This is a genomic window from Bremerella sp. TYQ1 (assembly GCF_020150455.1).
GTDB lineage: Bacteria > Planctomycetota > Planctomycetia > Pirellulales > Pirellulaceae > Bremerella > Bremerella volcania_A.
This window is the reverse complement of the sequence record NZ_CP083740.1, coordinates 3,477,435-3,501,237: the sequence shown is the minus strand read 5'-3', so window position 1 is coordinate 3,501,237 and position 23,803 is coordinate 3,477,435. Positions and strand designations below refer to the sequence as shown.

The following is a 23,803-nucleotide window of genomic DNA, read 5'->3' as shown; positions in this document are numbered from 1 at the left end:
CGGGTATGTCTTCAACGACACTTCGACGTCCAGGTTTTACTCTGGTCGAACTCTTAGTTGTTATTGCTATTATTGGGGTTTTGATCGCTCTTTTGCTGCCGGCGGTCCAGCAAGCACGAGAAGCTGCTCGCCGAATGCAGTGCAACAACAATCTGAAGCAGATTGGGCTGGCTCTACACAACTACCATGATACCTTTGGATGTCTGCCTGCAGGTTATCATGACGTCGACTACGCCTATCGTCTTGAGCCGATCTATGGCTGGGCCGTTTCGATTTTACCATTCTTGGAATTGAACAACCTCTTCGAGGAACTCGATCCTAATCACATTCCGTTAAGAGCTCGCTATCATTCTGGCTACACCGCAGATGACCAGCGCCTTCTTCAAACACGAATTGACGCGTATCGCTGTCCCTCGGATATCGCCGGGGATACCCACGCGTTTGTCTTTGGTGCGACGGATCACTTCTACCCAGGAACATCAAATTATGTTGCCTACGGAGGAGCTGGCGATACAACGGTGACGCTTCGCGACAACAACGACGCGCATGGTACATTCTTCGGCGGATCGTATCTTAAGTTTCGTGATATCACAGATGGAACCTCGAACACGTTTTTCGTTGGTGAACGAGATGCAAGTAAGGTCGGTCCATCAAGTAGTGGCCATACAACAAACTTCGGTGCCGCAGTTTGGGCTGGTGTCGCTAGCCGAACGAATTCCCATCGTCCTTACCGAACCCTTACTCATGCGGTCTACCGTCCGAATCATGACTATGTTGCGGCTCTCGATGACGAGTCGAACATATATAACGGGAGAGGAGTTAGTAGTCTTCATCCCGGGGGTGTCAACGTGCTGTTGGGGGATGGTTCGGTCCAGTTCGTCTCCGAGACCATTGAGCATTACTATACGTACCGCTACATGGTTTGGCGAAACGACGGCAATGTCGTAAGTGAGTACTAAGCTCTGTCGTCCCTGTCTGGAATTTTGCCTGAGCGTTTCTGGGGACGCTCAGGCCTTTCAATCATCGTATTTTCGGAACGTCATGACGGCGCCGTTACCTTAGGAATCCACTAATGATTTCAGCACGATTATTCCACCTGTCTAGCATCCTATTGGCCGTTGCAGTACTTGGTTGTTCGTCCGCAACAGGTACAGTTGAAGGAACTATTACCGTAGACGGCGAGCCAGTTCAAGGTGTTGAGGTGATTTATCAATGCCCTAGCTTTTCGGCTGAAGGCTCTGGTATCACCAATTCGGAAGGTCACTACCGAGTATTCTATGGCCGAGGCAACCGTGATCTTCCTATCGGGGAATATCAGTTGTCACTCGGAATCATGTTGCCTGAAGACTCAAGTGGTGCCAGTGGCAAGCTTCACAAAAAAGTGAAGCTCTTCAATGACAACTCAAGATCGGAACAAGTCAAGTCGGGCAATAATGTAATTGATATTGAAGTGAGCAAGGGCTCGGCTTAGTTCAGAGAATGCCTAATGCCGAACAATGATTTGTTCGGTTCAAGCGAATTTAACTGAGCATTTTCCGTCATCGAAGTTGTGTCTGCAGCTTCGGTGACGATTCAGTTCGCCGATGCGTAACGTAAGATCAATTGCAGGACTTACTTCGAACGCATGTGTCCCAGTTTTCGAGTGTGCACGACATCGACAACTTTGCCTTCATCAGATAACGCAAGATGAAAACGATCTTTTCCTTGAAGCCGATGCAGCGACAAGTGATACGACTCGGTCGATTTAGCGAGAAAAGGACGATCGTCCGGTCCATCTGGTGAACGAATCTTGCCCCACGAGCCGTCGCCGAGATAAAGGATTCCTCGCTCATTGACCAAACCGTCCTTAATTCGATGCGTTCTCTTAAACGCGTGATCGTGGTGTTCTAAGGCGGCGTCAACGTTGTATCTCTCTAGTAGCGGACTCCAGTGTTTTCGCATCGAAGCGTGTAGCTCTCCGTCCGCACCACGTACGCATGGATACATAGGAACGTGATTTACAACAAACACGTTGGGATGATCTTCACGCTGCTTAAGTGTTTTCTTAAGCCAGTCGGTTTGCTCGCCATGGACAGACGATGTGTGTCCAGAATCCATTAACACAAGGGAGAGGTAATCGCCGAAATCAAGAGTGGCGTAACCTGTTTCTGGGTACAGGCCGTCAAACATCGCGTAAAAGAAGGGGGCCTTGGATCGTGTCTTACCGTAGAAACCATCCGTTTCATGATTGCCTATGCAGGCCACAAGTGGAATCAGGTGCCCACGGTCGTCACGTAAGTCTTCGGAGTACTGATCGAGAAACTTCAAGAAGGTACTGGCCGATTTTCCATTTTCGTACGCGAGGTCTCCTCCCATGATGACAAAACGCGGTGACTGAATCGCGGCAACCTGATTGGTTCTGCGGGCGGCGTTTCCGGTGCCACTATCGCCGCCTGACACAAAGGTAATTTCATTAGTTGCTTTGGCTGGCATTGTCCGTACGCTCTCTTGTGGTGAGTCGAGCCCAATGCGAATGCGGTAGGTCGCGTCGGGCACTAAATCAACCAATTCGGCACGAAATTGCCATAGATCGGTATGGGGAAATCGACGAGCGACATGAGGTATCTCCCGCCACGTATTTTGCCCACTTTGTCGATACCAAAGATTTCGAGTCAGTCCGTCTTGTTCATTCTCGCCCAGCCATTGCAAGGTCATCGTTGTGGTGGGATCACGCTGCCAAGTCGCAAGGAGGGCACGAGGCTGAAAGGAGGGTTTCTCCGTAAACTTTGGAGCTCCCAACGCGTGATGATTGTGATTCAAAATGCCTGACAAACCGCCAGCGACAAGCAGCGAAGATGATCGAATAAAAAAGCGACGATCGAATGACACGTGACCAAACCTTGTGGCAAAAGTGGAGCAGGGGGGGAGGGATTTCGATACTACTTGAAGTCATGTTACATGACAAACGGAAACGATGCCCATCGGTAATTCCTCGCCTGAGATTCTCTAGTAGTTTTGCTTTCTAATTCAAATTTCTTTGGCGGCAGTTCGCAAACTCGGTAAGTGGTTTCGAGTGCTTGCCGGAAGATTGGATCGAGCATTTGTTCGCGCCAATCACGTAAAGCGTGATAAGAATTCCCGCCGTGCACAAAGCGATTATTGGAACGTACGTCAGAAGGCTGAGCATGGACATCTTCCTTAGGCAGTAGGTGTGTTAAAGTGACTACTGCCAGTCTAGGGAGGCTCCCTAAAGTGCCCCTGAAGATTAGATAAAATCGGCCTTAGATAGACGAAACCGTCGCGATGGTTGGCTTCGCACTCAAGTATTTGGGGCAAGATGAAGTCGATTTTATGTTCAAAACAGAATCACCAGGAAGGCTTCGGTAAGATAGAGGGGTAGTCAATCGTGCCAAAGGAAATCTGCTTACACCGTTATGTCTAGCCGCCTGTTAATCATTGAAGATGAATCGCAAATTGCCGATTTTTTGTTGCGTGGTCTAGGAGAGGAGGGGTTTAGCGTCCAGCATGTATCAGACGGGCGCATTGCTTGGCAATTATTGCAAGAGGAAACATTCGATTTAATTCTTCTCGATTGGTGGCTACCTGGCGAGGATGGAATTGACGTGCTGCGTCGATTCAGAGGCATTAACCGCGAAACGCCAGTCTTGTTTTTGACTGCGCGAGATTCGGTTTCCCATAAAGTAGAAGGTCTTGATGCAGGGGCTGACGATTATTTGGCGAAACCATTCGCATTCGCTGAACTGCTGGCTCGCGTGCGAGCCCTTTTGCGACGCCCCAATCAACCGTCAGGATTGCATTTAGAGTACGGCGATGTCCGAGCAGATTTAGGAAGTCAGAAAGCAACACGAGATGGATCGACGCTCGGCCTGACGGCTAAGGAGTTTTCGCTGCTCTGCTTATTCTTGCAGAATCCGGGCAAAGTACTGACGCGTACACGGATCTTTGACACCGTCTGGGGCGATACCTTTGATGGTCTCTCGAACACTATTGAAGTTCATATCAAAGAACTTCGGCGAAAGCTGGAGCAATACGGTCCGAGGGTAATACAAACAAGACGTGGACGCGGATACGTGTTAGAAGCGAACTCACCGGAAGACGAACTGACATGACTCTAGTCAATCGAGTTTCCGCCTTCTTTCTCGTAGCATTGGCAGTAAGCCTTCTTGTAAGTTCGTGCGCGATATTTTTTTCGATTCGCTATTATTTGTTCAGCGAGTTTGACTCACAGGTTTTGACTGGAATGCGCGTTGTCGGAGCTGCTATCGAAGTCGAAGAAGATGGGGTGAAATGGCAACCTTCCGAGCACACAATCGGTGTTGGGGACGACTTGGAAATTGATGACGTTCGCTGGATCATCGTGGATGAAAATGGCCGTGAGATTGATCATTCGGCGAATATGAACCATAGCCAAGAGGCTATCGACGCCATTCAACGTCTACCAAAGTCAACGCAGCCAGGCTCACTGCAATTCGCAACTCAAGGTTCATGGCGATACGTATGGACAACGATGACCGCACCGTCCCCGAAGCCTGAAGGTGATCGCGAGCTAGATGAGTTTGCTGAGATTGTTTTAACGGTTGCACGGCCAACGGACGAATTGCAACAAAAAATTGCCCGACTCGGAATCTTCTGTCTCTTGCTTCCTTCGCTTGTCTGGAGTGCGGCTGCATTCATTGGGAGAGCTTATTGCCAGAGAGCTCTTAGGCCTGTGAATGTCATGTCAGCGCAAATTCGTGAATCGAAGGCGAACGAATTTGAATTTCGCTTGCCAAAATCCAATCAACGCGACGAGTTGTCAGAGATGGCTGATGCATTCAATGATCTGTTAGAGCGAATGCAGGAAGCTTTTCAGAGGCAACAACGGTTTAGTGGAGATGCTGCTCATCAGTTGAGAACGCCTTTGACGGTGTTGCGAGGGCAAATTGACGTTGCTCTGATGCGTCGTCGGAGCGAGAGCAACTATCGCAAGGTCTTAGAGACGATCAGTGAACAAACAACGCAATTGCAAAACATCATTGAATCACTCCTCTTCTTAGCTCGAAACGAAGATGACAGTGGTGCCATTCTTGATCGCCAACTCTTGCCCGTCGATGCGTGGATGAAAACCTATGCGGCAGGATGGGGTGCGCTACCGCCTGAGAAGCAAATTTCCTGGAGCATTCAAAGCCAGCAAGCGATTGACGCTTCACCGACATTGCTCCGCCAACTGTTAGACAACCTGATCGAAAACGCCATAAAGCATAGTCCCGCGGGTACTCTCATTCACGTTTCAGCGACCGACCAAGCCGATTGCGTGATGATCTCTGTCGAAGATTCAGGCCCCGGCATTTCGATCGAAGATCAAAAATACATCTTCGAGCCATTCTACCGAAGCAGTTCTGCCAGAAGTCGCGGCGTTCACGGGACAGGCCTCGGACTAGCAATCGCTGCCCGCATTGCAAAGCATATGCGTGGCGAGGTCACATGCGATTCAGCGGCCAGGAACGGATCACGATTCACCGTCAAAATCCCTGCCACCTAAGTGCCGGCCAACGAATGATGTTTAGCTTTCGTTATAGTAGATTTAGTTCAAGGGGGCAGGTCACAGTAAGTCTTGTTCTCAACAATATGGATGATGATCTACTGTAGTTTTGCTATGCAGCTCTTCGGGACGTCGTTGCCCCAGAGTGAGTTTCTGGCTGTGCAGTCGTATTGTCGACAGGGATATCGGTATATTGGCCTGGCCCAATGTATCGAAAAAAGAGTGAAGCAAGTTTGAATGGCCCCAATAAGAAGTCTTTCGCTTTCAGGCGACTTCCTTCGGCGTCTACCCATCGTTCCAGTGGTTGCTCGTAAACAACCTCATGCAGGTCCGTCCGGAAAAGCTTTCGCATCCGAATGAACATCTCGACATCAAAGAGCCAGCGATCGTGAAACGGTTTTGCAAAAATTTCGCTGAGCCATCGCTCGTTTCTAAAAAGCTTGGCTCCGCATTGAGTATCCCGGAGTCTCAGTCGGAAGAATAGGTTGGTTAGCGTGGCAAAAACCATGCCGATAAACCGTCGACGTGCCGTGCGATCTATCGAACGCCCAGCTAACTTGAGGCGACTGCCTATCACGGCCTTTATTCGAGGAGCTGCGAGTATTCTTTGATGCATGGTAACAAGCTCGCTAAGCGGGGTTGCCAAGTCGGCATCCAAGTAGCCAATAAATCTTATGCCACGAGGCTCCGCGAATATTTCCTCTTGAGCAAAAAGAATGCCTTGTCGTGTTGCTTCTGCTTTGCCTGAATTCTCTTCTAGGTGCAATATGGCGACCTGCCGTATTCCAGATGAGCTTCGCAGAGAGCAGAGTACCTCTTGGGTATTGTCCGTGCTGCCATCGTTCACAAAGACAAAGTGAAACGCCGTATTGGCTCGGGCAAAGTCAATAAATGCTTGTCTATCTAAACGGTCAGCTTCATTGAAGCAGGGAACCACGATAGCAACATTTTCAGCGTCATGTTGTGTCAGCATTGGAACTTGAAGTGCTTGCGTTTCGATAGAAAGGGAGAGGGGCATCATGGGGGCGAAGCATAACTGAACAGCGCTTTTTTTGTAAATACGAATCGCATGAGGCCTCAACTGCTCGGTACCGCGGCTACCCACTTACGACTAGCCACTCGTTTTTGGTTTTGCCAGAATGCCAATTGCTGGCTGTTTTTGGCGACTGTTCTTGGAACTTGGTCTTTGACAAGTTCAGTGCAAGGAGTATCTTCCATTCCAATGTTTGCAAACAGCGCGTTTGAGCAGGCTTGGGGGACGTTTTCCTTCTTTTCTGCTTAAGTCATTATTCTTAGGATTTGCTAGCAGTCAGGTTACGCTGCCCGCAAATGACTAGGCATTAAGAGATGCGTTAGTAAATTCGGGCAACTGTGAAAGCTAACAAGGTGGCGGCCTACTACAAAGCGATATTCGTTGCGGTCTCTGTTTTTGCATCCGCGATTCTTTTGGCGTCATTGGCACGCTATGACCAGGCCATCGTTACTTTTAGTAGCGATGAAACCTATGTCGGTTTGCTGTATCGTCATCTTCTAGAAAATGGAAACGTCCGTGATTTTGCACTGAGCAATACTTCGTATCTCTTTCCCGATGTTTTAATTCACGCCCTTTCGCTAAATCTTTTTTCCGACGAACTGACTGCGCAGATTGGTTATGGGGCAATTTCGCTGACAATTCTGTTCACTTGCATGTTGCCCTGGTTTCAGGACATTGAGAATTCATTTTCTGAGGCCGATAGTCGTACGAGTCAACGCTCACTGCTACCGGTGTTCGCCGTTATTGCTTGTGCGTTTCTCGTCATTGGCTGGCAAGGCGTCATAGCGACGCCGCTACGAACAACTGGATATCAGCTTGACTCGTTCTCTTTATTCTTTTGCCCAGCTCATCATGTGGGAGCGGCTATTGTTGGTTTCCTAGTTCTTCTTTTAGTTAGACGTGTGTACTTTAGTGCGAGGGGTACGTCGTTACTGACGCTGCTAGGTATCTTCGCATTAACATTTTCTACATTCGCATCTGATGCGCTAGCTCTACCTTGGTGGATAGCATCGATTGCCGCAGCCTCTTTGCTATTCATGCGAGATGCGGACCTGCGCACAAAGGCGGCGCAGGTTTTGGGAGTGCTGATTCTCGGCGTGCTTTTGGGAGCTGTGGTAAGTCGGCTGCTTCGCAATATGGCAATTCCCTACGATCCTGGAATGAGCATTAATCTCTCGCTAGAAAATGCTCTGATGCAGATCGGACGACTTTGGGGATATTATTCTCATGTGACAATCCATTCACCTGCAATAATTGTGATCAATCTAGGAGCCATGCTTTCCGCTTGGCATCTGTGGCAATCTAAGTCGATCGAAGCAAGGTTTGTATCGAGGGTATATGTATGTTCGTTTCTTCTTTCAAATATGGCGGTACTTGTTGGACCAGTTTACATAACGACCCGACTTTTTATTGGAGTGGATTGCCTTGCGTTATTGCTTTTTGGCATGGGGGCATTCTCACTTGCTTTGGGAGTCTCTCAAGATCGAACAAAGTGGCTGATTTGCCCGTTTCTAATGACTGGCTGCATGTATGCTGCCTCGATGGTTTATGTGAGTAATTTGGAGCCGTTGCCAGAGGACGCCTCAACCAACGAAGACTTTATCGCTCTTCTCGATTTCCTAGAGGAGAGTGGGCTTACTGTTGGCGTGTCACACCTATACGACGCGAAGCGACTTACTTATGTATCAGGTGGGAAAATTAGCGTGACGCCGTTGAGATGTTATCAACCCTTCAGTCCGTCCTGCGCTTTGGTTCATCCAGGCCGAGGGGAGATGCAATTTATCGTCACTCGACGTTCTGGAATATTAGGCCATCCCGTCGATCACCTCGATGCGGATTTGCTTGAGAAGTGTTTTGGCCAGCCTACGCATTCCCTGGACGTAGGTATGTATAGTGTCCGAGGGTTTGAAGGCAATGATGAATTTGCGAGAACCTTCAAGCCCAAAATACTGCGCGAAGCAGGAGAGAAAATTGAACTCTTTCCAATTCAATTGACTTTTCCGGACTTGGCGAAGGGGGTACTCAATGCTGATGAAGAAGTACTCGATGCCAAATCAAATGAGGCCACTCGAGAGATACTTGTGATGGTTGAGAACGTCTGGCTCAACGATGGCAAGTATAAGCTGACCATCGATAAAGAGCACAGCGGAGCTAGTATTTCAATTGATATTATTGGGGTGAAGGGAACAACGTCTTATCTCGCAGCGACAAAAAACTTAGATCCCGCGGAAGATATTTTTGAGTTCGAATTTGATGGACCGTTTGAGAACGCGACGCGAGTCGTCGTAAATATTTTGTCGAATGGAAGTGTTGAGGCAAAAATTCGTAAGATCACAATTGAGAGAAACGGTGACTTAAAAATACAAGACTAACAAATGGTTCTAGCACCCTAAGTCGCGGCCATTGAGTTGATCGATCGTGTGATAGCCCGCGACTGTCAGGCAGTGGCGAGCTAGGGTTTCAACGTTGCTAATACCAGGGCGTGTTCGGCTTCGTATTGGTCTGGCGACTTTTAGCCCAGCGTCTAGTGAATGAGATACCATACGCCCGACAAGTCCATTACCCAGGACGACCAACCGCTATCGGTGCACCTCGACTACGATCGTACGGAAATCTCCATGAATGAATCTATTACCGCCACGGCATCCGTGGCCAATCAGATGGATTCGTCGGCTGCAATGGTCATTGACCTGCCTCCACAAATGAAACCAGTCTTTAGTTGATAGTTTTCAAGGGTGCTTCCCCTGGAAGAATTGCCTCCGGTGCCGGTGGGCGATTCTCCAACGAACTGTGCGGGCGTACCGTGTTGTGCTCGACTCGCCGCCGTTCGATCAACACTTTCGCTTCCAGCAGAGCGTGTCGAAGATCTCTCGATCGAGTAGTTCGTCTCGCAGTTTCCTGTTGAAGGATTCGATGTAGTCATTCTCCCACGGACTGCCTGGCTCGATGCACAAGGTGTTGGCCTCGACGCGTTTCAGTCCGGGTGCGAACGTTCACGGCCGTAAACTCGGAGCCTTTATCGCTGCGAATGAAGTCTGGTATGCCGCGGAGAACGAACAGGTCACAAAAATAAGGCCTTCCAAAACTTCCTCGCTGGTTAACTGATGGGCCAAGTCGATTGCCAGGCACTCTCACGTGTACTCCTCGATCAGCGTCAGCATCTAGAACGCTGGACCATCGTGCATACGGAGATGTACGAAGTCAAAGCTCCAGACCTCATAGCGATGACTCGGCCGCAAGCGAACCATCATTCAGCAACAGTCGACGGCGTTTCGACTGCCTTTTCGGGACTTTCAAGCCTTCACGATGTCACATGTGTTCGATGCGTTTATGGTTCACCTGCCAACCTTTTCGCCGTAACATCTCAGCGATTCGCCGATGGCCGTAACGACCCTGCTGTTCCGCCAACTCAATCATCTCCCGGACCAGGCGAGGTTCGTCATCGGGAGCATTTGCCTTGGGAATCGCTTTGGCTTCGGCAACGATTGAAATCTGGTTCGCGTTTGGGCCGAATCAGGGGAATTAGGTAATCATGCTATCGGTGTCACGACTGCACCACGGATGTCTCATTGTTGATAGTGGTCGCCAATAACGAACCGTCATGAGATTCTCAGCCCTTGGTCCGCAGTTTGGAAATTGGTTGGATTCGAGGCAGCAGATCTTGGATACGTAAAAGAAGATCCAACCACAGCGTTTCTTCGTGCAATGAGTATTCTCATGAGCGGCAGTAGGTTACGTCGTTGACTGGACATTGGCCGCTAGGCAAATCGTATCTCCTAAGCTGGCTGCTGACGAATAGCAGTGGAATCGATGTAAGTGTTTCGTGTTAAATGGTTGTGGCGAGTCTGTGGTGCATTGCTAGCATCAGGTATTGCGTCCCGAACGACAATCCTAGTCGTAAGTCCTTATTTACCAACAGTATTGGCAAGCGCGTCTGACCAAATTCCGGACCTGCGCTTGCCAACCGCGCTTGCCAGATGTAGTACTTTACGTAAACGCATTGCCACTGGCAGGAGCGAGGTGCGCCCAACCTGTAGAGAAATAAGATGGCCCACAATGATCCGATGACTTGGCGTTCTAAGGAGCAGCGATGGACGAAATGGTACAAGGGGAAAATCTACAATGTATCCCCCAAAAAGCTGATTAAAGAAGGGCTCCTCGAAAAGGGGACGCCCGCAACCAAAGATGCAACACGTACCGCGATGCGGCAATGGTGGGAAAATACTCAGGCCCGACTTGAAGCTGCCAGTCGCCAGGACGATGAATTACAGCGGAAAGAACGAGTACAACTTTCCGGAGTTGGAATCAAAGTCGATTATGGCGAGGATGGCAAAGTAAGCCGGAAGAACCAGATCAATTTGCGAATCAAGCGGCACGTCACTAAAGAGGGTGACGTTCTGACGGAACCGAAGGAAGATGTTCAAGAAACGATAGGCAATCTCATCTCCGAGGGGAATCGGCGGCTCGAAAAAATCCATGCCGTGACGCCTGTTGAGCAAACGATCCGTTCGAGTGTCGATGATTTCATGGCCTTCAAACGCTCGCAAGCCGAAGCTGGGGAGCGAAGTGTCGAACGGGTTGAAAGTTTACGCGGTCACCTCGAAAAATTTCTTCAGTGGATTCAACCTGATTCACCCGTGGCCAGCGTCGATGAACAGACTGTGGACACCTACTATCAGCACCTCCTCGCTCAATGCCGGTCTAGCAAATACTCCCGCTATTACGCCCGTGACTTATTCGCGTCTTTTCGGCAGTTCGCTAGGTGGCTGGCAAGTCGGCGACGAATTGCAATGCCTCATAATCTCAACAGCCGTGAATTGGGGTTCAAGTTGCGTGGCACGATCAAAATCTTCACGGACGATGAAGTCAAAGTTCTTTTAGAAGCCGCCAGCGAACGGACCAAGCTCTACATACTTCTGATGTTAAATACCGGCGGAACACAAATCGACATCGCCGAATTGTCTAAGACTGCGATAGACTTTCGACAGAGAGAATTAACTCGGAAGCGGTTCAAGACGGAAGCTCATGAAAATGTTCCCACAGTGGCGTATCCACTATGGCCAGAAACATTAAGGCTATTAAAAGTTCACCTCAATACGGATGACTCTTTGGTAAACCGTCATGGCGAGCCCCTCGCGCTGGTATCGGAGAATCAAAAGCCTCTCATTACACGACACCACGGTCCCAAGGGGCAACTCATAAAAACCGATGCGATTCGGAGCGCCTTCGATCGAGTCATTCGGAAGCTGAAGAACGAAGAAGTCGTGATTACGGGGAGCCTCAAGACGTTCCGGAAAACGGCATCGTCGAAACTGGAAGAGCATCCAATCTACGGTAGATATGTTGTGCAGTTCTTGGGACAGTCACCTGAAACAATTGCTGGCCGGCACTATGTTACGCCCAGCCAAGAGCAGTTCTCTGCAGCGGTGAGATGGCTGGGTAGTACCGGATTTAGTGCCATCTCAGGGGAACTTTGAAGAAAGGAAGAAGTTGGTTAAAAACGGGCTCGGAAATAACGAATACTTGTGAGTGGTAGGACAACAACTGGCAGGGACTCGTTATTCGGGTTGGCATGTATGGCATCGGCGCTGTGTGAATTGGATTGGCCCCGCTCCCGCAAGGGAGCGGGGCTTGGCTTCTCATGCGAGCATTTGAAGCTAATCAGCGGACTCTTCGTTTCTGACGATGTGTTCGGATTCATGACGAAATCCCTCTGGATACTGAAAAGGTGGCGAACTGTCACGATCCAAGGGACTACCCCAAATCAAGGATGCTGAAATATCGGCAAGCATTTGGGCTGACACGTTGTGTCCTTCAAATGAGGAGGGGAAACATCGATACGTAAGTTGATCTCGGTTGAATCGTGATCGTAAGCAGAAGTGTCCTGATAACGATCCAACGAAATGCGGCATGGCATAGACGTTGCCTTGGACGTTGTGAACAAACTGTTGGATAAACTCAGAGTGGTTCATGAACTCTCGATTCAGGTATCTCCAATACGTCCTCGCAAGCGTTCGTCCATCAAAGCCAATTACAGCTCCGACAATTCTGCCACACCGGCGCTCAAGCAGGCTGTGAGAGGCGTGACGGCGGCGTAGCTGGGTCAAGACATGGCGCTTGGCCGTGACGACGTTGCAAAGCCCTTCTCTTAGCGGGTTGCTCCTGCCTAGTGTGTTCAGTCGCTTCTTCACCTGAATAATGCCGAGGACAGATTCAGGCTGCACGATAACGAAATCATCCATCCGAAAGATGGGACGGTATGTTTGTTGATCGTGAATCAAAATGTCAATTTCCGGCGAGGACTCGGCCCCGTGGTCATCCGCTGTTCGACCATAAATGAATCCCTTGTCCACACCCATCCACGGCAGGAGAACTCGACGAAAGTAGTCTCGCAACAACACTTCGCACAAAGTTCCAGTGTGCAAGTGATCGTGCGAAGATCGGCCAAGCAGGAAGTCAATTCGTCGATATTGTGCGAGGAGTGCCTCTGCCTCCGAACTGTAGAATCGGAGGAGTCCTTCATCTCGTGGCGGCACACTCTCAGTAGGAACAGGGCTGTCGGTACTCATCTTGGCGATCCGTGAATAGAATTTGTCTATCGTCCATCGGGTCCGTCCTCAGCACATTGTCGAATGAAAACTACTCGATAACCTGCATTCTACTGACGCTTAACCGCAGTCGATAGAATCGAGTCGGAAAGGGCCATCACCATAAACAAGAGTGAACGACAAGGACCAAGGAAACCAGCGCCAAGATACCTAACCTGCAAATGAAGATGGCGCAGGCCGAAAAGTCGATAGTGAAGGTGAAGCGGGACAAGAAAAAGTGACAACGCAGCCCTTCATTCCTGCCGAGCAGTTGAAGGAGAAGTCGGGGCTTCGGTCACTTCTACTCGGTCGAACTCGCTTCCAAGGAGGTCGTGGAGTGCCGAAGCGTTTTGGCGATCGTCAGCCACGACCACACTCCAGCCGATCACACCGAGTTGTCAGCCCATCGGCCCGACGCCGTGTTCATTATGATGAATCCCGGCTCGTTGGAGCCTTTGGTGGAGCCTTGGGTGGAGCCGGGATCGACGAACAAGTAGCTGACACTCCATTTTGCATCGACCGGCTCGACGACTCCGACGATAACACTGATCATCCGACATTCAAGTGCTAAAACGCAAATCATCGTCATTCGTGGTGGCGGATCAACCACCCTAGCAGACAATCAATTACCTGCAATTGAAAAGTACCAGATGCGCCTAACGGCTTATTCCAGCAAATATGACGATATTTGTGAGGTATTACTTGCAACTGCTCAGTGAAATCTTGCCGGTTGTCATATGTAAGCAATTTGTGTTTCTTGTCAGCGTATTGACTGTTTGCCTGCTCAACTACAAGCTCAGCAAGTTCCTCATTGCGATACATCATCAGGCATTCGACACCATCAACGTCGCCAATCACGAATAACTCACCTTCCAAGTTCAGTTCTGATTCTAAGCAGAGTGCCCAGACAGGAAATCGCAGGTTATCGTTGTCTGCAGATGCTTGCATCACACTTGAGACCTTAAAGACAATTTAACTCTAGGGCCACGTATGTTTTGCAAGCTGACAATCATTGCCGTACGCATATTGAGCACTCGCCAACGCAATCGCGTCGGGTAATGGGATCTCTTGAATCACGGTCAATTGATTTGCTGGGTATTCCAAAAAGCTCCAATTCATTTGGGGCTCCCAGTATTCATCAATTGCTAACGGTAATTGGGCGAAAGCGGCTGTTTTCGTACCGAGATGCCCGATTACGGCCATTGGTGATGGATTGACTATATCGGGAGTAACTTCGTAGACGTGAACTGTCACACCAGAGTTCTGCGAGATGGCGAAAAGTGCGGCGTTCGCAGGAGTATCAGACGCATAGACCGCGAATTGACGATCTGTTGCTCGCCCATTTCGTAATGCCTCAAGATGGATCTCAACCCACTGCTTGCCCTGAGAAACTGCATGTTTATATGCGTTGGAGGTCGATCCAGTGGGCACGGAAATGACCGCGCCTTGTTTGTGAATGTTGACGGTGGCGTGAAAGTATTCAGTCATATATCTGTGGAATACCGTATTGTACGATTTGGTGTTTCCGTAAAGGTCTGTGGCAAGGCGACAAAGCTTGTAAAATGTGCTTGATACCACATCAACAGGGTCACACACAAGCGAACATCGAGGCTATATCATAAAAGTCTATTTGCCCATCGTTTTCAAGTGCCGTTGAATGAACGCCCGTTTGAACGTGTCGCAGCTGTTCGCATAATATCGCGGGCTTATCGGTTTGACGATAAATGCAAAATACTGGCTAGACCAAGAATGACCGAGCCGGATAGTGCCAGAACATCAGGCGGTGTTGGACGGTGGAGCTTCCAATTAAAAATGGCCCCTAGACGCCACTCTTTCCATGTAATCGCCTCCAGTGTTTTCCTTAAGCAACCTCCAACGACTACATACCCTACCAGCTATTTTTTTTTGCTTGCGACAAGTACCGATTTCTGGGAAGTCCGAATTAGCTGCTACCCTCACCGCCATCCTGGTTCTGTCGTTGGGCAACACGATAACGTTCGTTGGTGTCAAATTAGCCGAGCAGTGTTCAAGTCGGTAGTGGAGCGACATCCCTATGCCTACCAAACCGCCTATTTTTCACTCCCACAGCGGTGCCTTCTCTGGGAGCGAGAATTTGCTGAGTTTTCTCGCGTTTGACTTGACGAGTTCGGTTTGGTGATTAAAACCAGAATCGTGACCACTGAGGGCGATTCTCTATCGCATTGCCACGTTTGAGCTCTTGCTCACTCTACCCACTGACGGGTGCTTGTAACCCGTTCTGTCTCACGACGTGACAGATGTTTTTCAAATGAGTCGTCGACTGCAGAGCATCGTTTTCGACTCCAGAATTGAGAACAGATTTAGATCGTTACGAATAGTCGGTAAGGCGGCAACTCGTAACGGTTAAATCGCCAGGAATCGAGTAATCTGGGCAAGTCTTCAGCCACACGCCAACTGTAGGGCATGTGCTGATCATCGCTCGATTTATTCGACGAGTCTTTCTTGAGTCATTCGCGGAAGAGCCGAGGCAGACAGGACAATAATCAATGAACCACTATCACGCATCGTTGCCAGATAACAGTCAGGTCAACTTGTCGACAGATTCCGACGCACAACTTGCTTATTTGCGATCACTCGACCTTGCGACTCGGGCATCGCGATTTACTCTCCAGGAGCCCACGATCCAGTTTGAAGACCTCAATCTGCTTTTTAAGCATTTTCTTTGCGATCCGTCTTTTTTCGCAGAAGCAAGACCGCATGTACTCGAACACTATTTTCATGACCATGAAGTTGCTGTCCGGTGCGTTTGGATGGCAATGTGCAGTCGATATCCAGCTCCGTTCACAGTGGAAGGAATTGTCAGTGCAATTCACGAGTATCGCAGTTCTCAGCCACAAATCATGATTTCGCCAGATGTTTATAACTTGCTGACAGGACCTCATAATCGAGTCGGTGAATGGCTTGCGACTCCGCGTGAGTCGCTTGATATTGGTCGAGCGCGTACGGTCCTCAAGCGATTCCTTTATCAGCGGTCCGTCTTTCTGCCAACCCGTCAGTACGTAGGTAGTCATGGACCTAATTTGGCACCCGCGGATATCGTTCCATTCTTGCAGCACGCCATCGAACAGAGTCACTCCATTGAAACGCTATTTTCTCCTCCACCTCGGACGATGGGAGACATCTGGGACGAGCATGAATCACGTCTGGCAATCACTCGTGGTCGTGATCTGGTAGGACTACAAACAGGGCTGACGAAGCTAGACGAAAAATTACTCGGATTACGGGGCCTTACATTGCTTGGGGCCATGCCCTCCGTCGGCAAAACGGCATTGTGCCTGCAGATTGCATTGGGAGTCTGCGGGGCCCACGCTTTCAATGATGCGGTGGTCGTGTTCATCTCACTAGAAATGACACGAGATGAGTTGATGACTCGCGCCAAGTGCATGCTTTCACGACTGGATTGGAGCACCTATGTCCTAGGATCAGTTGGCTATCGAAACGGTGGCGAAAATGTCTTCAGCCCCGAACACTTGAACTGCATTCAATTCGGTCGCCAACGCATGATTGACCAACAGATCGATCGACGTCTCTGTATTATTGATCGATCTCAAGTAGGTGACGATCTCAGTTCTACGCAGATCCAAAAATACGTAAATGACATCAAGTCCCGGGCGAACGCCAGCCGAGCGTTAGTCGTACTTGACTATCTCCAACTGCTTTCGCCGGGAAAGGCTGGGCTGAGTGATTTGGAGGCAGACAAGCAAAGAATGCGTGTACTGCAGGACGTCGTGAATCGTTCAAGAATGGATTCCAATCCAATAGGTGATGCACTAATCGCAATTTCCGAGGCCAGGAAGCCTGCCGGCGCAACGGAAAACAACCGTAAGATTGTCTGGGGACAACGGCTGCAGGAGTTGATGGGATCAGCTCGTCTAGGCTACGGGGCGGATGCTGTTCTTCTCTACAGGCGTATGAGTGCCGAGGACATCAAGGATTGCTACAGCTTAAGAAACAACGATCAAATTGAGCGTCAATACGAGACGCTTGAAAATTCGGGCATATCGCCAGTCATTCTTACCGTCGAGAAAGGTCGAGACGGTACTAAACGTGGTGAGATTCCCATGGAGTTTCATTATCAACAGAACCACTTTACGGAACTTTCTTCTCGCAGTTTTGTTACTCCATCTCGTCCATCAAGACTAGGCGATCGCGCAGGGGCTGCCGAGGCTCAAAGTGAAATGACTGGTCAGCCAAGACAAAGTTCCGAAAGTAGCATCCCCATTACATAGATAGTCAACGCATAGTATGTCTTACTTAGTCAATCAGATCCCTGACACAGTCATGACGGATACTGTACAGGAACAGCTGTTCACACTAGTAAGTAGTGAACGCTCTCCATTTCGCGGACTCTCTGAGTGGCCCTGGCTCGACGAATTACTACGTGAACGGTCAAAGGAAATCCTCGAAAAGCACGGGGAGGTCTCTTGGCAAATGGCTGGAGGCAAACTTAATCCGCAAGGCAAACCGACCTTGGATCTGCGCAGCGACACGGTCGAGGCAATGCTAGGAGAAGTTGAGGAGAACTACGGCGGCATATTGTTCCATGACGAAGATGGTACCACGTGGGCCCTGAAGTTAAGGACGCTTTGTCATAATAGCGTGCGAAGCCGTTTCGGATATGGAATCACTTGGTGGAGGGAGTCTCCAAACGTACTAGACCCACTGGTAAGAGAACGCTGCCATGACTTGGCGTATCAAAAAAGCGAATTGAAAGAAACCCTGAATAAAGTTGCCACCAATATATTGGTATACAGAAGATCGGAGCAGCTGCTTTGGTTAATCCATTTTCAGGTGCTCGCCCAGCGGTCATCAATCGTGACGATCCCAGATGTGAGCATCGGAGAAATGTTCTGGGGAGAACGCAGGCGATGGCCCCAAAACTGGCGACGAGACATACGGCGAGCTCTAATCTCACTTACTGGACTGCATAGTCAAGCCCTGAGATTTGTAGGGAATGGCTGGCAGCCCCAGCTTAATTCTCATTCTGTCGCGCTCGCAAATATTAAGTTTATCTCCACCAATTCAAGTGATTCGCCCAACTGCCCCCCCTGTTGCCTTCTACATAGTAGTGAACGCCGCCACGGTCATTATGAAGTGCAAGTCGGTAGGGGATTTCTCGGTGTTCTGGAAAACTACTTGACGAACGTTGATGGCGATCGCTGTCGTTACGACTTCAAGCGGGAGCCGAGTGGTGAATCAGGTACGTTGCTCAAAGCTAGTCGAAATGAAGGTCAGATTGCCACGACCAACCTCCCTTTGAAACTTTTGGGCCCCGCGAAGTTCTCTGGCTTTTCTCGCCGAGTGCAGCAATTGCTTGCCGGGCTATTTCGCGAAGTAACGCGCCGAAAGAAGGGTAAGACTCTTGAAGAGATTCGGAATCGGCAAGTAATTGGGAGTTCAATCAAGGAGGTCGTAAAATGTCCATCTCTAGACCCCAGCCAAACGTACGTGGTCTTCGGTGGCAATGGTCATCGCCGTGGATGCGGTTATCAGGTTATTGGGAGGTCGCGAACTGGTTGGCTGTCGAAGTGCGGATATGAGATTGGTGCTGCGAATGACCAGGAGATGAGGCGATTTGCTCGCAAATGGCTGAAAGACCTTAGAAAGCTTGAATGTGAACTGGGATTCAAAGTAGTTGGACTTCTTCCAAGATCCAAGGAATGGTTCGACTTGGAGAAGATGCAACAACTGACTCACCACAAGGCGAGTTGGAATCGTTTGCAGCTATTACACATACGTGTCTACGCACCTTCGGACTATGAAGCACGGTTGCGCAAACTGCTGATGGATCGCGCTGGTCTCGCGAGCTACGAGGCCTTAAGTCAGGATAATCAAGATTGCAGTAATTTTGGAGAACGCTTCGCACGGCTGGGGATTAAACAGCAGGTACTCGCCGATTATCTCGGGACGTCACGACCGTATGTAAGCAAACTACTAAACGGCGGCAAATGGCCGGCCGATCGTGCCGCTCAGGTTGAGACTTGGCTAATCAGTATGGAAGCTCGCACGTAACCATTTGCTCACTTTTTAGGATGAGATGTAACCAATCTGCTCACTTTTTGGGGTGATGTGTAACCAGGTTGTTCACCTTTAGGGAAGTAGTTTGGCGACAGAAAGGTGTCGTATCTCGTGACAGCAAAGCGTGTTACAGCGGGGACGATAGCCGCCACTAAAGAACACCAAAGTTCACCTGCGGTCGGCCGTTGGTCGGCCGTCCGCTGGACGAGAGGAGCGATTATCGCAATGCCATTTCGCGAGCCTATCTTGGTAACTGCCCGTATCCTGAGGAGTTGCAGACCGAAAGAGATCACGCTGCCCTGCGAGAAGTGCCTCCTCAGTAACTTGCAGCCTTTGAAAACCTTTCATTACATCTAGGTTTGAGCAGCTCACTTTTATGGGAAGTGACAATCGACTCGAAAAGGCCCACCAGTGCCCTTTCTATCTGGGGGGCCCAATGCCAAGTTCGCCTGGGCCCACTCGCAATATTCTTTCACGCAGCGGTAGCCAAAACCGGCCTCTACGAGCGCTGATATCGTTGGTCGATTCGCGTCATTAGCGTACGAAGGCTCGATCGATGGGTGACGCAGAGATCGTGAAATAGGCTGTCTTGCAATGGTTTGTGTCAATTATCTTCTTCTGTGATGTCGGAGCCGAGAAGGGATCGCACGTTGTTAGTTCACTCCCTGCTGACAGTATTTTGCAAAAATGCTGCAATCACCCATGGTCTACTCATCGAAAGATCCCCACGCCATCGTGCCACGTATTGAGTCAGCGACCCTACCCTTGGATCGACTGCTTGGAGGCCAAGTATTCGCCTAAACCAGGTCCATTGGTAGGATTGCCAATCGTCGATGTGAACCAACTTTGTTTCGCAAGGTGACAACAGAAGCTTAGGGTTTACCTAGCAAAATCATTAGCTCTGCCCCTGCCACTTCCCGAGCTCCACGAATCAACAAAAGTAGTCTTAACTAGCTCGCTCGCTTAGTGAGCCTTCCGATTGCCGGCCCCATAGAGCCTATGCGTCGCTCTGCGGGTTTGAACCAAGAGTTGACCATGGTAGTAGACCTGTCATTTCCCTCGCAGCGTAGCGTGTCTGACAGGCCAAAGGGCTCTCAGAGCTCTCACAGCGATTTGGCGACGGGAGAAAACCTGTACGGAGGGAGCATTTTGTACGCTGTCCGTGACTGCCCCCGTACGAATGCGATGAAGGGAAAAGTTCGTAAGGTGCTGCCGGCTAAAGGATTGCGTTAGAGAGCAGCGAAATCAGCGGGTTTCCGTCTCTCGCTCCAAGACGCTCTTAGTTCGACCGCTGCTGAAACGAACACGAAAGAGGCCGCTGTTGCCCCTGGGGGATCGACCGCAGTTCCGCTAGGCCAGGCTCAGCAAGCCATGCAGGGCTTCCTGCCGCAGCCTGGCCCGATGGCCGGCGGTGGACTGCCCCAAACTGTACTGAGAGCACAGTTGGCTCTATACGCCCAGAATGCTTAAGAGGGTGTCGGCCAGGCCCCTGCTGCGCTTAGGCGAGAAGGTACCGCTGCGCCTAGCGTGGAAGCTATCGCTGCGGCTTATCCATGCGATATTCACGGGTCGCTTGATCTGCGAGGTCCGGCCCTGGATGGCAACCACGCGAGCAGCGTGGCCAAGAGCGATCTCAGCTTTACACTGGGTGAGTTTGAGGACAGATACCTGGCAAAGACCCAATGGGAGCTGAGGCCATGGGACGAATCGTAGGGAAAGATGGCTATAGCAGATGGCTCTAAACACGCTCACAGCCATTTCAATTTGGCCGATTGGCTGTCACAGCTCTCACAGGCAATTGGCTCTCAGGGCTCTGGGAAGCCTACACTCCTTTCGATCAAAACAGACGTGGCGACAGACACAGTCCTGAGATGAGGAAAGGTGTTTGGCAAAACAGAATTGCGATAGTTGCCTAGCGATGCTTGACTCACTTTAACTCTCTGCAATGATGGAAAGCGAAGGAAGTCATACCCGACAACCTTCCACACAGATAAACGGACCCCGGCACGCGTAAGGCGACCGGTTAGCTAACCGTAGTGTGCGAAAGAGACCTACACCAATTCCGGTGGGAGTCCGCGCGCATTTACGGTTTTTCTTGCGCTAGGCTCCCGACTTATAAGAGGAGCCTATCTGTGACTGATCTGCTGCAGAACGGCGACTTGCTTCCAGTCGCCTCGGTCGCTGAACAAATTACAGGTCAGCGGCCAAGTCGACCTACCGTCTGGCGCTGGCTCCGTAATGGAGTGTCTGGAGGAGTGAGGCTGCAGGCCGTACCCATCTATGGGAAGTGGCATACGACCAATGCCGCTTTCCGAGACTTCTTGAATCGACGGGCAGAATCAATGCGGCAGTCCATCGAGTCACGTGCTTCCTCACCTTGTGACGATCTCCAGGCTGACCGGCGTTGATAGAGACGATGTACCCGACCTTGTCACTCAACTGCATTCGGGAAATGAGGTTTTTCCGATGACACGCAGAATCAGGCTAGTCTTTCAGCATTGTCCAAGACACCCTAAACCACCACACCGAGCCACTCGAATGAATACGACAACGCGTCCCATTGCTGAATTGCGACCACATTCAATGCAGCAAGACGTCTACGGCAATTTATCCGAGCTGGAATTTCAGGCTCTGGTCGTCGACATTGACGAGAACGGTCTTCGGCAACCGATTGAGATCGCCAAGGATGGAACGATTGTCGACGGCCATCAGCGTGTGCGTGCCTACCAGCACCTCGGACGCCAAGTCATCGAAGTCGTTATCTACGACGGTTTGACGCAAGATGAAATCGACGAGCGTTTCATCAAGGCTAACCTGATACGCCGGCAGCTTGACCCCCTCGCCAAAGCGCGGGCTATTCAAGCTCTCGTGGACTTGGAACGTGATCGCCGGGGTTGTCCTGGCGTCGAGTTCCGTGACAGGCTCGCGCAACAGCTTGGTGGTAATATCTCGGGACGGACGATAGATCGCTACTTGAAGCTGTTAGAGCTTCCACGCTCGATCCAAGATGCGGTGTCCATACGGCAACTCCCTATGAATAAAGCACTGAAACTTGGTTCTTTGCCTATTATTGAACAGGAAAGAGTAGCACAGGCTATTGCCGATGGTGCGGTTCCCAAGCAGGCTGCTGCTGCGGCCCTTGCCCTAGGTAAACCGAAAGAAACCATCGATGACAATTCCCCAGCGCATGCCTATGCCGTCTTTGTCTTTTTTCTAGAAGATCAACTCGGGCGAATGATGGAGCACGCAGACGAAATCGTTGGTAAGGCATCCAGGAGCGAAGCAACGGCGAGTCTGCTGGAGCAAGCCGCAATCTTTTGCAAGCACATGCAAGAACTGGAGCTGGCGGCTCACGATGACGACCTGAATCAAATACGGTCAAGGTTGGACATGGACTGATCAATTCGTCGGACACGGTGTCCGACTTGATGATTTGGTTTCTAGCTACCGCACCGCAGTTTTGTCGTTGTAAGAAGTAACATGATCAATTTCCAATTCGCACGGAACTATCCGCAGTCGCCATCGATCCGAATTGTGCCTCGTTACCTAGCTGATATCGATGCCACGTTTGAGCCAGTCATATCGGATGGCTATCCTACTGCTCGAACAGTCAGCGCGACTCCATCGGCACAACCACCTCTTGCTCACACCTGCGATCCTAAAGGAGGCTGGAATAGATCGCTCGGTGGCTTATCGTGCCTGTCGGAAGTTGGAAGAAGCCGGTTTAGTATCCGTGCGGCGATGCCGCGGCAGCAATCCGATGGTATCTCTATGCCTTTCTAGCCGGCCTGCCGACCCCAGCTCTTAACTGGGGACAAACCCCTGCCATCCTGGGGCGTTTGCGGCGAGCCAAGTTTGTTAGCAAATACCCGAAGCGTACCAGGCAAAAACCAATTTCCGCTCGGCAATCCGTTGTCTAGCCGTGTAGGGTCTGACAGGTGAAATCATTCGCTCTGAGCCTAGCGTTTGGCGCGTCCATCTTGTGAAGAACTATGACCGTCGCAAGGTCTTTAGGCCATTGCCGCTCAGAAGACGGGAGCATAGAGGGTATGCGTCGCTCTGCGGGTTCTAATGCCAAGTTGGCCTAGGCTCACTCACATCAATCTTCCCCGCAGCGTAGCCAAAACAGCGCATTTGGAGCCAAACCGGGTCTCTACAAGCGATAAAATCATTGGTCGATTTGCATCAGTAGCGTACGAAGGCTCGATCGCTGGATTACGCAGAAATCGTATAACAGGCTGTCTTGCAATGATTTGTGGCGAAAACTGACTCCGGTGTCGTGACAGTTGAGACGTAGTCGCACGCTGTTAGTTCACTCTCTGTTCATAGCATTGTGCAAAATATCGCGTTCACCCATGGTCTACTCGTTGAATAACGCCCGGGCAATCGTGCCACGTATTGACTCCGAGCCCTATCGTGGGATTCGCCGTATTGAGTCCAAGTATTCGCCGGCTCCAAGTCAGTAAGCGATACATCGAAGCCTCCCGCTCGAACAATTCCGTTACGAAAGCGATGCGCCGAAGCTATGGGTTTAGGTGGCGAAATCATTAGCTCTGACCCTGGCGTTCCGCGAGGCCGTCCTATGACACGAATCGTTCTTCCTAA

At 50.3% G+C, this 23,803-nt stretch carries 17 protein-coding genes and 1 pseudogene; 11 read left to right on the top strand and 7 right to left on the bottom strand.

The window, feature by feature from the left end:
- The first annotated feature begins 5 nt into the window (after positions 1 to 5).
- Positions 6 to 959 carry a DUF1559 domain-containing protein gene (locus tag LA756_RS13855; protein ID WP_224435320.1) on the top strand — a complete coding sequence of 318 codons (954 nt, stop codon included), beginning with the start codon at positions 6 to 8 and terminating at the stop codon, positions 957 to 959.
- Between the two features lie 113 nt (positions 960 to 1,072).
- Positions 1,073 to 1,471, top strand: coding sequence for a carboxypeptidase-like regulatory domain-containing protein (locus LA756_RS13850; protein ID WP_224435319.1), 399 nt, complete (start codon positions 1,073 to 1,075; stop codon positions 1,469 to 1,471).
- Positions 1,472 to 1,611: 140 nt separating this feature from the next.
- Here the strand turns inward: LA756_RS13850 and LA756_RS13845 are convergent, their stop codons facing one another.
- The gene (locus LA756_RS13845; protein ID WP_224435318.1) at positions 1,612 to 2,868 is read right to left on the bottom strand and encodes a metallophosphoesterase; all 1,257 of its coding nucleotides are present in this window, start codon (positions 2,866 to 2,868) and stop codon (positions 1,612 to 1,614) included.
- A gap of 545 nt (positions 2,869 to 3,413) precedes the next feature.
- On the opposite strand from LA756_RS13845, the gene LA756_RS13840 reads away from it, so the two are divergent.
- Positions 3,414 to 4,109, top strand: a complete 696-nt coding sequence (locus LA756_RS13840; protein WP_224435317.1) for a response regulator transcription factor — start codon at positions 3,414 to 3,416, stop codon at positions 4,107 to 4,109.
- A 131-nt stretch (positions 4,110 to 4,240) separates the two neighbouring features.
- The gene (locus tag LA756_RS13835; RefSeq protein ID WP_224435316.1) at positions 4,241 to 5,521 is read left to right on the top strand and encodes a cell wall metabolism sensor histidine kinase WalK; all 1,281 of its coding nucleotides are present in this window, start codon (positions 4,241 to 4,243) and stop codon (positions 5,519 to 5,521) included.
- A 112-nt stretch (positions 5,522 to 5,633) separates the two neighbouring features.
- On the opposite strand, the gene LA756_RS13830 is transcribed toward LA756_RS13835, so the two are convergent.
- Positions 5,634 to 6,542, bottom strand: a complete 909-nt coding sequence (locus tag LA756_RS13830) for a glycosyltransferase (protein WP_224435315.1) — start codon at positions 6,540 to 6,542, stop codon at positions 5,634 to 5,636.
- Between the two features lie 350 nt (positions 6,543 to 6,892).
- Here LA756_RS13830 and LA756_RS13825 point away from each other — a divergent pair, with 350 nt between their 5' ends.
- Positions 6,893 to 8,926, top strand: a complete 2,034-nt coding sequence (locus LA756_RS13825) for a hypothetical protein (RefSeq protein ID WP_224435314.1) — start codon at positions 6,893 to 6,895, stop codon at positions 8,924 to 8,926.
- Positions 8,927 to 9,269: 343 nt separating this feature from the next.
- Here LA756_RS13825 and LA756_RS13820 read toward each other — a convergent pair.
- Together LA756_RS13820 and LA756_RS13815 are read right to left on the bottom strand one after the other, a co-directional pair.
- Positions 9,270 to 10,001: pseudogene (locus LA756_RS13820) on the bottom strand (integrase core domain-containing protein); the annotation flags it as partial.
- A gap of 818 nt (positions 10,002 to 10,819) precedes the next feature.
- On the bottom strand, positions 10,820 to 11,032 hold the full coding sequence (locus LA756_RS13815) for a hypothetical protein (protein ID WP_224435313.1): 213 nt from the start codon (positions 11,030 to 11,032) through the stop codon (positions 10,820 to 10,822).
- A gap of 3 nt (positions 11,033 to 11,035) precedes the next feature.
- Here LA756_RS13815 and LA756_RS13810 point away from each other — a divergent pair, with 3 nt between their 5' ends.
- Positions 11,036 to 12,031, top strand: coding sequence for a tyrosine-type recombinase/integrase (locus LA756_RS13810; protein ID WP_224435312.1), 996 nt, complete (start codon positions 11,036 to 11,038; stop codon positions 12,029 to 12,031).
- Positions 12,032 to 12,211: 180 nt separating this feature from the next.
- On the opposite strand, the gene LA756_RS13805 is transcribed toward LA756_RS13810, so the two are convergent.
- Complete coding sequence (locus LA756_RS13805; protein WP_224435311.1) at positions 12,212 to 13,123, bottom strand: DUF6602 domain-containing protein; 912 nt, start codon at positions 13,121 to 13,123, stop codon at positions 12,212 to 12,214.
- Between the two features lie 256 nt (positions 13,124 to 13,379).
- Here LA756_RS13805 and LA756_RS13800 point away from each other — a divergent pair, with 256 nt between their 5' ends.
- Positions 13,380 to 13,712 (top strand): hypothetical protein, encoded by a 333-nt coding sequence (locus LA756_RS13800; RefSeq protein ID WP_224435310.1) that lies wholly within the window; start codon positions 13,380 to 13,382, stop codon positions 13,710 to 13,712.
- Positions 13,713 to 13,726: 14 nt separating this feature from the next.
- Here LA756_RS13800 and LA756_RS13795 read toward each other — a convergent pair whose 3' ends face one another.
- Both LA756_RS13795 and LA756_RS13790 read right to left on the bottom strand, forming a co-directional pair.
- A complete protein-coding gene (locus LA756_RS13795; protein ID WP_224435309.1) occupies positions 13,727 to 14,092 on the bottom strand; it encodes a hypothetical protein in 366 nt (121 codons plus the stop codon).
- 27 nt (positions 14,093 to 14,119) lie between these two features.
- Complete coding sequence (locus LA756_RS13790; protein WP_224435308.1) at positions 14,120 to 14,629, bottom strand: hypothetical protein; 510 nt, start codon at positions 14,627 to 14,629, stop codon at positions 14,120 to 14,122.
- 1,037 nt (positions 14,630 to 15,666) lie between these two features.
- On the opposite strand from LA756_RS13790, the gene LA756_RS13785 reads away from it, so the two are divergent.
- The 4 genes from LA756_RS13785 (at position 15,667) to LA756_RS13770 (ending at position 22,597) form a co-directional block, all read left to right on the top strand.
- Positions 15,667 to 17,409 carry a DnaB-like helicase C-terminal domain-containing protein gene (locus LA756_RS13785; RefSeq protein ID WP_224435307.1) on the top strand — a complete coding sequence of 581 codons (1,743 nt, stop codon included), beginning with the start codon at positions 15,667 to 15,669 and terminating at the stop codon, positions 17,407 to 17,409.
- 16 nt (positions 17,410 to 17,425) lie between these two features.
- Complete coding sequence (locus LA756_RS13780; RefSeq protein ID WP_224435306.1) at positions 17,426 to 19,192, top strand: helix-turn-helix transcriptional regulator; 1,767 nt, start codon at positions 17,426 to 17,428, stop codon at positions 19,190 to 19,192.
- A 2,042-nt stretch (positions 19,193 to 21,234) separates the two neighbouring features.
- On the top strand, positions 21,235 to 21,606 hold the full coding sequence (locus LA756_RS27345; protein WP_369123631.1) for a DUF1580 domain-containing protein: 372 nt from the start codon (positions 21,235 to 21,237) through the stop codon (positions 21,604 to 21,606).
- A 175-nt stretch (positions 21,607 to 21,781) separates the two neighbouring features.
- The gene (locus LA756_RS13770; RefSeq protein WP_261362035.1) at positions 21,782 to 22,597 is read left to right on the top strand and encodes a ParB/RepB/Spo0J family partition protein; all 816 of its coding nucleotides are present in this window, start codon (positions 21,782 to 21,784) and stop codon (positions 22,595 to 22,597) included.
- Positions 22,598 to 23,803 lie beyond the last annotated feature (1,206 nt).